The following is a 9,720-nucleotide window of genomic DNA, read 5'->3' on the forward strand; positions in this document are numbered from 1 at the left end:
CCCGCCACTGGTCGGGATCCTTCCTCATGCGCGACATCGGGTCCGGGCGGCACGGTCTGGCCGGGGCGGCGCGATGATAACCTGCACGCCGTTCCGACCTCATAAAGACGGCCGCCGCGCCGCAGACCCGCACGGATGAGCGAAATCCTGATCGTGTATTACAGCCGCCACGGCGCGACCGCCCAACTGGCCCGTCATGTCGCCCGCGGCGTCGAGGAAGTCGACGGCATGCGCGCACGCCTGCGCCAAGTGCCGCCGGTCGCACCCGTCACCGAAGTCGCCGCGCCGCCCGAACCCGAGGCCGGCGCGCCGTACGCCATGCGCGAGGATCTGCGCGACTGCGCCGGACTCATCCTCGGCAGTCCGACGCGCTTCGGCAACATGGCCGCACCGCTCAAGCATTTTCTCGACGGCACCGGCGCCGAGTGGGCCTCGGGCACGCTCGTCGGCAAGCCCGCGGCGGCGTTCACGTCCACGGGCACGCAGCACGGCGGGCAGGAGTCGACCCTGCTGTCGATGCAACTGCCGCTGTTGCATCACGGCATGCTGATCGTCGGCCTGCCGTTCACCGAACGCGGACTGTCGGCGACGCGCGACGGCGGCACGCCCTACGGCGCGAGCCACGTCGCCGGCAGCGGCGGCGACCGCGCGATCAGCGAGGTCGAGCGCGACCTCGCACGCGCGCTCGGCCGGCGCGTGGCCGATGTCGCCCGCCGCCTCGGAGCCGCGCCATGACGCCGCGCCATCTCGGACTCGCGATCTGGGCCGGCCTCGTGCTGCTGCATCTGCTCTGGCACGGCTGGCTCGCGCCGCCGCTGAACGGTTCGCCGCTGCTCGCGATCGCGCTGACCGTCGTGCCGCTGCTGCTGCCGCTGATCGCGCTGCGGCGCAGCGTCGGCCGCGCGCTGCTCTGGGTCGGTATTCTGGGATTGTTCTACTTTTGTCACGGCGTCGTCGCCGCCTGGGGCGAGCCGCGCGTCCGCGCGCTGGCGCTCGTCGAAATCGTGCTGTGCCTCGCGCTGATCGCTGCGCTCGGCTGGGGCGCGCGCGGCTACAAGCGCACGCCGCGCGCCTGAGGAGACTGCCGCATGACCTTCATCCAGAGCGCCGCCGAACTCGGCAATCAGTATCGCGACGATCGCGTGCTGCGTTCGCAGCTCGCGCGCAGCCTTCCGGCTGCGATGCGCGAGGGAATCGCGCCGGAACTCGATGAACTCGGCGCACACGCTGCCGACGCGTGGCGCCGCGCGCGCGAACGCAGCGCGCCGGAGCCCGTCCTGACGCAGTGGGATTCGCAGGGACGCCGCATCGATCGCATCGAACTGACGCCGGCCTGGCACGAATCGCGCGAGATCGCGGCGCGCTTCGGCCTCGTCGCCGCGGGGCACGAAGACACCTATGCCGAGCACGCGCGCGTGCACCAGTTCGCGATGGTGTACCTGCATCACGTCGCGAGCGCGTTCTTCACGTGCCCGCTCGCGATGACCGACGGCGCCGCGACCTGCCTCAAGGCCGCCGCAAATACCGAACTCCTCGCGCGCGCCTGGCCGCGTTATCTGAGCCGCGATCCGCAAACCTTCTGGATCTCGGGCCAGTGGATGACCGAAACGCCGGGCGGCTCGGACGTCGGCAACAGCGAGACGGTCGCGCGCAGCGACGAATCGGGCCGCTGGCGGCTCTACGGCCGCAAGTGGTTCACCTCGGCCGTGCAGGCCGACACCGCGCTCGCACTGGCGCGCATCGACGGAGCCGGCGACGGTGCCGATGCGTTGACCCTGTTCTACCTCGAACCGCGCGATGCCGACGGACGCTGGCGCGATCTCGCGATCAACCGGCTCAAGCCGAAGCTCGGCACGCGCGAGCTGCCGAGCGCGGAGACGGAACTGCTCGGCGTTCCCGGCACGCCGGTCGCGGGCGTCGGTCACGGCGTGCGCGCGATCGCGCCGATGCTCAACGTGACGCGCAGCTGGAACGCGGTCTGCGCGATCGCGACGATGCGCCGGGCGATCGCGCTCGCGCGCGACTATGCGACGCGGCGCCGCGCGTTCGGACGGCTGCTGATCGAGCATCCGCTGCACCAGACCACGCTCGGCGGCATGCAGGCGGATTTCGAGGCGGCGTTCCAGCTGACCTTCCATGTGGCCGAGCTGCTCGGCCGCGCGCAGCACGGCAAGGCCGACGCGGACGAGGCGGCGCTGCTGCGCCTGCTGACGCCGCTCGCGAAACTCTGGACCGGCAAGCTCGCCGTGGCGCTGTGCTCCGAGGCGATCGAATGCCTCGGCGGCGCGGGCTATATCGAGGACAGCGGCCTGCCGCAGTTGCTGCGCGATGCGCAGGTGCTGCCGATCTGGGAAGGCACGACGAACGTGCTGTCGCTCGACGTGCTGCGCGTGCTGCGCAACCCGGCCGCCTTCGGCGCGTGGCAGGCGGCGTTCGATGCGCTGCTGCAGACGGTCGACGCGACCGGCCTGCAGCCTGCCGCGGCAGCGCTGCGCGCCGGCGCGGACGAACTCGCAGCGCGGCTTGCGGCGCTCGCCGCGCAGCCCGAACGCCTCGAAGCCGCCGCGCGCGAACTCGCGCTCGCGCTCGCACGTCATTTCGCCGCCGCGCTGCTGCTGCGCCAGGCCGCATGGTCGCTCGCGCACGAGAACGACGAGCGCGCCTGCGCCGCCGCGCGACGCTTCGTCGCCGGCTGCACCGGCGCGCCGGTCGCGCAGGCCGACGACGATGCGCGGCTGGCACGCGACGCCTGAGCGTCCGCGTCACCGCTGCCGCCGATGAGCGACGACCTTCCGAAGCATCTCGTCGGCGTGAGCCGGTTCCTGAGTCTCGTGCTGCGCCACGATCCCGGCGCGATCGGCCTGACGCTCGACACACAGGGCTGGGCCGACATCGGCACGCTGCTCGCCCGCGCCGCCGCGAGCGGCAAGCCGATCGCGCGCGCCGACTTCGACCGCGTCGTCGCGCACAACGACAAGCGCCGCTTCACGCTGAGCGAGGACGGGCTGCGCGTGCGTGCGGCGCAGGGCCACTCGGTCGAAGTCGAAGTCGAACTCGACCTCGTTCCGGTCGCCGCGCCGCCGCCGCTGTATCACGGCACCGCGACGCGCTTTCTCGATGCGATCCTGCGCGAAGGACTCAGGCCGCGATCGCGCCGCCACGTGCATCTGTCGGCCGATATCGCAACCGCTCGCGCCGTCGGCGCGCGCCACGGCAAGCCTGTCGTGCTGCGCATCGATGTCGCCGGCGCGCTCGCGCTGGGGCTGCCGTTCTTTCGCGCGGACAACGGCGTCTGGCTGACCACGCGGGTGCCGGCGTCGCTGCTGGCCGTCACGAGCGAACCATCCGACTGACGCCGCGCAGCGCCTTCGTTCAATACAGCAGGCGCGCGTCGGTCGCGCGCGCGATGTTCACGGTCACCTGCGAATCGCAGAACGGCGCGTCGCCGCGCCGCATGAGCACGCGATAATTTCCCGGCGGCACGGCAGCGGCGTCGATGTCGAAATCGAAACCGCCGCGCGTATGTGCAGGGTCCTTGTGGAACATTTCCAGCTCGGGACGAACCGCATTCACTGAAGCGCGCAGCGCGTACGCGCCGTCCGGCGAAGACAGCATGAATTCGAGCGGCGCATCGGGCGCGGCGCCCTTGTGAATACTCCAGCCGATCAGGCGCACGGCCGGTAAGTAGTCGAAATACAGGCGCTTGTTCGCCGGCACCCAGTCGAGATTCACGATGTCGAGCGAACAGGTTTCGCCGGCTTGCGGACTGACGAAAGCCGCCGGCCGCAGTTCCGGCAGCGGACGCAGATCGAGCGCCCGCCACAGGCAATAGCCGACCGCCGTGAGACGGCCGACGCGGATACGCCCCGGCGTCTCGCGACCGCGACGAGCACGACGACGACGAGCGCCGTCGCCCAGGTTGCCGGGCGGCTCGCGACGACCCAGAGCAGCGCGACCGTCAGCGCGAACAGCAGATGAAATCCGACCTGGAAACCCGAGACGGTATTTTCCCAGCCGTACGGCAGCAGGCTGCCGAGCGCGACGACAAGCGCCTGCCGTTTCGACAGGCCCGCGCCGCGGCGCGTATCCGTGACGCCGTGCGGCGCGGCATCGGTCAGAACCTCGGTCACGCGACTTTCCCCTGAATCGTCGACGATCCCCGAGCATAGCGTTTCGGACCGACGCGCCGCATCGATGCCAGCCACGCAGGCGAACGTCGGCGCGCCGCATAATGCGCCGGCGCACCACGGCCAGGCCCCCTCGATGAATCACCTCAGCATCGTCACGACCGGCGGGACGATCGACAAGATCTATTTCGACGACAAGTCCGAGTATCAGATCGGCGCACCGTACATCGGCGAAGTGCTGCACCAGCTCGGCGTCGCTTTCGCGTTCGACGTGATTCCGATCCTGCGCAAGGACAGCCTGCACATCACCGACGACGACCGCGAACTCATCCGGCGCACGATTGCGCAGCAGCCGCACCGGCACGTGCTGGTCACGCACGGCACCGACACGATGGTCGAGACCGCGCGCGTGCTGCAGTCGGTCTCCGGCAAGGTCATCGTGCTGACCGGCGCGCTGAATCCCGCGCGCTTCCAGGGCTCCGACGCCGTGTTCAACATCGGCTGCGCGATCGGCGCGCTGCAGTCCTCGCCCGACGGCGTCTACATCGCCATGAACGGCCGCATCTGGAACCCGCAGACGGTCCGCAAGAACCGCACCGCGAACCGCTTCGAAGCAAGCTGACGCGCGCGCTTCGCCTTCGTCTTTGGAGCGCCTGGGTCAAGGCGGCGGCCAGTGCTCGCGACGCGAGCGGCCGGCAGGGTTGGTCCCGCAATCACCGCTCGTCGCAGCGGCCCCGCCAACGAAGCAACCCCCGGCCGCAGGGGCGGCCGAGGGTTCTCCCGTTACTGACGCCGGCCCGTGCGCCGGCGACATTGCATGGCGTTGGCCGTAACGAACCACGCCAGACCGGAACGGCACGCAGCAGACTGCGTGTGAACCGGGCTCCTCCCCTCCGAGGATGGCTGCGCGTCAGCCGCGGCTGGACGCGCGATGCGTGAGGCAGCCGCCACGGCCGCGCTCGGAATTTGGTCCGGCAAACCCCTGCCGCTCGGAAGAAGCCGTAACCGCGGCACCCGCCGCGGCTACGGAACGTCCCGTCGGGCGTCCTGCCCACTCCCGGCAATCCCGCCGGAAGGTTCGGCGCGGGCTTCATGCCGCGCGCCGAGTTCATTTACTCGTAATTGCGCTCAGAACTGGATCGACCACTGATTGATGTAACCGGTGTCGCCCGAATACAGGTCGGTCACCTTGAGCTGCCAGGTGCCATTGCGCGGAGAACCCGAGGTGTTGACGCTGTAGGTCGCGACCACGTTGTCCGCACCGTCGCTGGAGCTGCCGCTCTTCAGACGCGTGCTCGTGCCGTTCGGCGCGATCAGGTCGATCTGCAGGTCGCCGCGGTAGGTGTGCACGATGTTGACCGCGACCTGCGTCGTGGTCGAACCGTTGCCGCTCTGGCCGCTGACCGCGATCGGGCTGCTGACCGAGCTCGAATCCGGGATGGTGTAGTCGGTCGTGTTCGTGAACGGACCGCCGCCACCGCCGCCGGCCGTGTAGCTGCCGGTCAGGCTGACGCCGGAATAGGCGCTGTAGCCGCGAAGCTTCACGTAGTACGTGCCGGCCTGCGCCGTCGCAATGGTGCAGGTCTCGTTGTTGCCCGACTGGTACGGGCGGCAGTCATAGCTCGACGTCGTCGGCGCCGAGCCGAACTTCACGTACATGTCGGCATCGCCGGTGCCGCCCGCCATCACGAACTTCAGGCCCGTGGCGCCGGCCGGAACGACCATCGTGTAGGTCGTCTCGGAACTGGCCGCGCCGGACAGGTTGGTCTTGGCCACGCCGTTGCTCAGCGCCGTGCCGCCACCGCCGCCCGAGGACACGGTGACCGACTGGGTCCTGGTGTTGGTCGCGCCGCCGTTGTCGGTGACGGTCAGGGTCACGGTGAACGTGCCCGCCGCGGAGTAGGTCTTGCTCGGGTTCGCCGCGGTCGAGGTCGTGCTGTCGCCGAAGTTCCACGCGCGCGACGCGATCGAGCCGTCGCTGTCGGTCGAGCTGTCGGTGAAGTTCGCGGTCAGGCCGCTCGTCGTCACGCTGAAGTTCGCGACCGGCGCGACGTTGCCGCCGCCGCCGACGGCGGCCAGCGTCTTGGCCGCATCGATGATGCCGGTGCCGCAGCCGCCGGTGCAGGTGCCCGGCAGCGGCTTGGCGTTGTTCTTGATCAGCGTTTCGATCTGGTCCGGCGTCAGCGACGGATTCTTCGACAGCATCAGCGCGGCGAGGCCCGCGACGTGCGGCGAAGCCATCGAGGTGCCGGCGTAGAACGCGTAGGACTCGCTGCTCTGCGTGGTCGTGCCCGAGTTCAGCGTCGACAGGATGTCGCCCGCGCCGCCGCCGCCGTCGCCGCCCGGCGCCGACACGTCGATGAGCGCGCCGTAGTTGGAGTAGCTCGCGCGGCTGCCGGCCTTGGTCGTCGCGGCGATCGAGATGACGCCGTTGCAGTTGCCCGGATCGAAGCCCGACACATTGGCGTTGTCGTTACCCGCGGCGATCGCGAGCACGGTGCCGCGCGAACGCGCCGCGTTGATCGCGTTCTGCTCGGTCGCAGAGCAGGCGCCCTGGCCGCCGAGGCTCAGGTTGATGACCTTGGCCGGAGTCGCGTTGGCCGGCACGCCGGAGACGCTGCCGCCCGAGGACCAGATGATCGCGTCGGCGATGTCCGCGATCGAGCCGCCGCACTTGCCGAGCACGCGCACCGGCTGGACCTTCGCGTTGAACGCGACGCCGGCGACGCCCTTGCTGTTGTTCGCGATCGCCGCGACCGTGCCGGCGACGTGCGTGCCGTGCCAGCTCGAATTCGACGAATACGGCACGCCGCATTCGTTCGTCGCGAACCAGTCGCCTTCGTCGTTCGGGTTCGAGTCGCGGCCGTTGCCGTCGCGCGCGGTCGTCGAACTGGAAATGAAGTCGTAGCCGGCGACCAGTTGGCCCGAGAGATCCGAATGCGCCGCGATGCCGGTGTCGATGACGGCGACGACGACGCCGCTGCCGGTCGCCACGTCCCAGGCCGACTGCACGTTCATGCCGCCGGTCGCGTTGAACATGTCCCACTGTTCGCCGTAGCGCGTGTCGTTCGGCACGAACAGCGCCCGCACGCGCTTGTTCGGCTCCACCTTGCTGACATTGGGATTCTTCGCAATTTCCACCATGACGCGCTCGGCGTCGACGGCGACGGCGCGCGAGCCGGTCGGCGCGGCGACGCGGATCAGCACGCCGCCGGTGGCGAGTTCGCGCTCGATGCCGAGATTCAGTCCGAGGTCCTTGCCGACGCGCGAGACGTCGCCGGCGGCGAGGCTCATGGCCTGCGCCGAGGCCGTTTCGGTCCGCGCGAGACGGCCTTCCTGGCCGTTGTAGTAGACGATGAAGCTGTCGACCTGCTCGCCGGGCGCGGCCACGGCGAAATTGACGCGCCCGGCATAGGCCGAACGCTCGGCTGCAGTGATACCCGCGGCCTGCGCCGAAACGGCTGCGCCGAGCAATGCCAGCGCCAGCGCACTCCGACGAATACCGCGTTGCGAAGCTACTTTCACGACTGAACCCCCACCGGAATTAGGAAAGATCGGGCTGGCTGGAAAACCAGCCCCCGTGAATCGCTCCCGTCCGCTCGCCGCGCACGTCCGCCGTCAGGACCGCCCCGTCGCGGCCCGTCGTGGGTAGTTGCTGTGCTGATGGACCGCAGCGCCTGCTCAGGGCGCTGCTGACCGGTCCTCGCGAGCGTGCATCCGAAACCCCCCGGTTCCGAAAACGCGGGGCAACCTACTAAGGCTGTAACCGTTCGTCAATCAAAAACCGCCGCTAAGTGATTGATCCATCACGATTTGTAATGCGCCGCAACATATTTGTACGGACAAATTAACAATTCTACGAAATGCTTCGGATGCGGCGCAGCCCGCGCCGTAGTTGACGCTGGACACCGTCGGCCGGCGCATGGAAAGTGACCCAATTTGTCAGAAAGCGACGCTTTCGCGTCTGTTTCCTGAACGACCGGAATTTTCGGTCCGGCCGCCGTTTGCGGCCGAACTGCGCGGACGCCGGCAAGTCATCGTCACCGACCGGCAAACGGCAGCGGCTGATGAGAGCGGCCTCTGGACTGAGGAGCGACGAACCGGGCTCGGCCTTTGGGCCGAGCGCAGCACTATAAGGAAGGAGCGCGACGCAAGCCGCCCGTCCGAGGCACCGCGGTCGCGAAGTCAGCGGCGCTTTGCACCGAGCATGCGGACCTGTCTGGGCCGGCGGAACCACAGGATGATGGCGAGCGCGAGCAGTATCGGCAGTGCGTAGACGCCGCGCGTCGCGAGCCGCTGCGACGAGTTCAACGGTTCGCCGAACACGTAGTCCATGGCCACGGCCGGGTCCGCCACGATGCGTTCCTTGGCCGGCTCGAACGCCTTCGCGGCCCAGCCGCGGCCGAGATCGCCGAGCGCGGGCACCTTGCCGAGCATTTCGCCGCTGACCATGAGCCCGGCGACGAGCGGCGCCTCGCGCATGGCCGAACGCCGCATCAGCGGGCCGATTTCCGGCAGCGTGCTGGCGCCGCCCCAGAGCAGGCACTGCCACAGCAGCGTGAGGACGAACACCCCTATCGCGAACCAATGCAGATACTTGCGCATTATCGACTTCTCCACACTGTGCCGGGCCGATCGACCGACCGGCGCGAAGCTTGGCGGCGGCTTCCGGCGAGGTCAACTGTCGCCGCCGATGAGGGCTTCGCGGACCGGACTGCGTTCTCGGTCATTACCGAAACCGCCGCACGCGTCCCGCGCAATGCCCCGAGACATGTCCTCAGAGACCCCCGCGAACTCACGCCTTGCAGGCACGCCGCATGCACGCAGCGGCGACTTTTGCCGCTCCGGCGCACCTTGTGCAGGTATGCGGAACGTCGCCGTGCCGCCCGGCCCGACGCGACTGGAACCCCTTTGCCCTCTGGATCAAACTGTGATTGCACGCACGTCAGTCCGTAACCGCACGCTGCATGCTGCGTTCCAAGGCGCGGCGGTCAGCGCGCCTCCAGGAACGACACAGGGCAATCGGATGGCTAAGCAGGTCATCGAAACGGGCACATCGGCGGAGGATCTGCGCTCGCCGGCCGGCCCGCTGCACGATCTGCGCCCGGGGGGGCATCGATGAGCAACCAGGGCAGTCGGCGCACCGACGCTGCCGCGCGCGACCAACTGCGCGAACGCTGTCTCGCACTCGTGCGCCGCTGGCAGCCGCTCGCGCAGGGCGGCTGGGACCGCAACGCCGCGCGCCAGCTCGGCGACGAACTCGATCAGGTCGCCGACACGAGCGAGCGTCTGGGTCTCGACAAGCTCAACAGCGATGCGCTCGAACTCGCGGCGTATCTCTGCTCGTTCATCGACGACGCCCTCGTGCCGAATGCGCGCGACCTGGAGCGTCTCGCGAACATGGTCGAGGCGCTCGGCGCCGATCTGACAGATCTGTCCGCGACGACCAAGGCCGCCGTGCATACGTTGCCGAGCGCGCGGGTCAGCGCCGAAATTCCGGTCGTGAAGACGAGCCAGGCGTCGCCGCCTGCCGCGCCGACGCCGCTGATTCCGCTCGCACGGCAGGTCCCCGCATCGCCGGCCGCTGCCGCAC

The 9,720-nt window shown here is 69.4% G+C and carries 10 protein-coding genes and 1 pseudogene; 6 read left to right on the plus strand and 5 right to left on the minus strand.

The features are described from left to right. Positions 1-135: 135 nt before the first annotated feature. The 4 genes from wrbA to VLF18_RS04365 are packed head-to-tail and all read left to right on the plus strand — an operon-like array spanning position 136 to position 3,353. The gene (gene wrbA / locus VLF18_RS04350; RefSeq protein WP_325278397.1) at positions 136-735 is read left to right on the plus strand and encodes an NAD(P)H:quinone oxidoreductase; all 600 of its coding nucleotides are present in this window, start codon (positions 136-138) and stop codon (positions 733-735) included. Beyond that, the gene (locus VLF18_RS04355) at positions 732-1,076 is read left to right on the plus strand and encodes a DUF2069 domain-containing protein (protein ID WP_325278398.1); all 345 of its coding nucleotides are present in this window, start codon (positions 732-734) and stop codon (positions 1,074-1,076) included. The genes wrbA and VLF18_RS04355 overlap by 4 nt, the downstream gene beginning before the upstream one ends. 12 nt (positions 1,077-1,088) lie before the next feature. After that, positions 1,089-2,753 carry an acyl-CoA dehydrogenase family protein gene (locus tag VLF18_RS04360; RefSeq protein WP_325278399.1) on the plus strand — a complete coding sequence of 555 codons (1,665 nt, stop codon included), beginning with the start codon at positions 1,089-1,091 and terminating at the stop codon, positions 2,751-2,753. Between the two features lie 24 nt (positions 2,754-2,777). After that, on the plus strand, positions 2,778-3,353 hold the full coding sequence (locus VLF18_RS04365; RefSeq protein ID WP_325278400.1) for an RNA 2'-phosphotransferase: 576 nt from the start codon (positions 2,778-2,780) through the stop codon (positions 3,351-3,353). Between the two features lie 19 nt (positions 3,354-3,372). Here the strand turns inward: VLF18_RS04365 and VLF18_RS04370 are convergent, their stop codons facing one another. Together VLF18_RS04370 and VLF18_RS04375 are read right to left on the minus strand one after the other, a co-directional pair. Beyond that, complete coding sequence (locus VLF18_RS04370; RefSeq protein WP_325278401.1) at positions 3,373-3,732, minus strand: hypothetical protein; 360 nt, start codon at positions 3,730-3,732, stop codon at positions 3,373-3,375. Next, a complete protein-coding gene (locus VLF18_RS04375; protein ID WP_325278402.1) occupies positions 3,729-4,130 on the minus strand; it encodes a hypothetical protein in 402 nt (133 codons plus the stop codon). The genes VLF18_RS04370 and VLF18_RS04375 overlap by 4 nt, the downstream gene beginning before the upstream one ends. 133 nt (positions 4,131-4,263) lie before the next feature. Here VLF18_RS04375 and VLF18_RS04380 point away from each other — a divergent pair, with 133 nt between their 5' ends. After that, complete coding sequence (locus VLF18_RS04380; protein ID WP_325278403.1) at positions 4,264-4,749, plus strand: asparaginase domain-containing protein; 486 nt, start codon at positions 4,264-4,266, stop codon at positions 4,747-4,749. Between the two features lie 506 nt (positions 4,750-5,255). Here VLF18_RS04380 and VLF18_RS04385 read toward each other — a convergent pair. From VLF18_RS04385 to VLF18_RS04395, 3 genes and pseudogenes are all read right to left on the minus strand, one after another. Beyond that, complete coding sequence (locus VLF18_RS04385; RefSeq protein WP_325278406.1) at positions 5,256-5,852, minus strand: proprotein convertase P-domain-containing protein; 597 nt, start codon at positions 5,850-5,852, stop codon at positions 5,256-5,258. Between the two features lie 102 nt (positions 5,853-5,954). Then, positions 5,955-7,517, minus strand: a pseudogene (locus VLF18_RS04390) (S8 family serine peptidase); the annotation flags it as partial. A 795-nt stretch (positions 7,518-8,312) separates the two neighbouring features. Further along, complete coding sequence (locus tag VLF18_RS04395; RefSeq protein WP_325278404.1) at positions 8,313-8,732, minus strand: hypothetical protein; 420 nt, start codon at positions 8,730-8,732, stop codon at positions 8,313-8,315. 513 nt (positions 8,733-9,245) lie between these two features. Here VLF18_RS04395 and VLF18_RS04400 point away from each other — a divergent pair. After that, positions 9,246-9,720: hypothetical protein (locus VLF18_RS04400; RefSeq protein ID WP_325278405.1), on the plus strand; the 475-nt coding region annotated here is incomplete at its 3' end.

The organism is Tahibacter sp., from assembly GCF_035481375.1.
GTDB lineage: Bacteria > Pseudomonadota > Gammaproteobacteria > Xanthomonadales > Rhodanobacteraceae > Tahibacter.

Bases quoted from the DNA above. Each gene is read 5' to 3' on its own strand.
- VLF18_RS04380 (WP_325278403.1), top strand. From the start codon at position 4,264: ATGAATCACCTCAGCATCGTCACGACCGGCGGGACGATCGACAAGATC.
- wrbA (WP_325278397.1), top strand. From the start codon at position 136: ATGAGCGAAATCCTGATCGTGTATTACAGCCGCCACGGCGCGACCGCC.
- VLF18_RS04365 (WP_325278400.1), top strand. From the start codon at position 2,778: ATGAGCGACGACCTTCCGAAGCATCTCGTCGGCGTGAGCCGGTTCCTG.
- VLF18_RS04355 (WP_325278398.1), top strand. From the start codon at position 732: ATGACGCCGCGCCATCTCGGACTCGCGATCTGGGCCGGCCTCGTGCTG.
- VLF18_RS04360 (WP_325278399.1), top strand. From the start codon at position 1,089: ATGACCTTCATCCAGAGCGCCGCCGAACTCGGCAATCAGTATCGCGAC.
- VLF18_RS04395 (WP_325278404.1), bottom strand. From the start codon at position 8,732: ATGCGCAAGTATCTGCATTGGTTCGCGATAGGGGTGTTCGTCCTCACG.
- VLF18_RS04385 (WP_325278406.1), bottom strand. From the start codon at position 5,852: ATGGTCGTTCCGGCCGGCGCCACGGGCCTGAAGTTCGTGATGGCGGGC.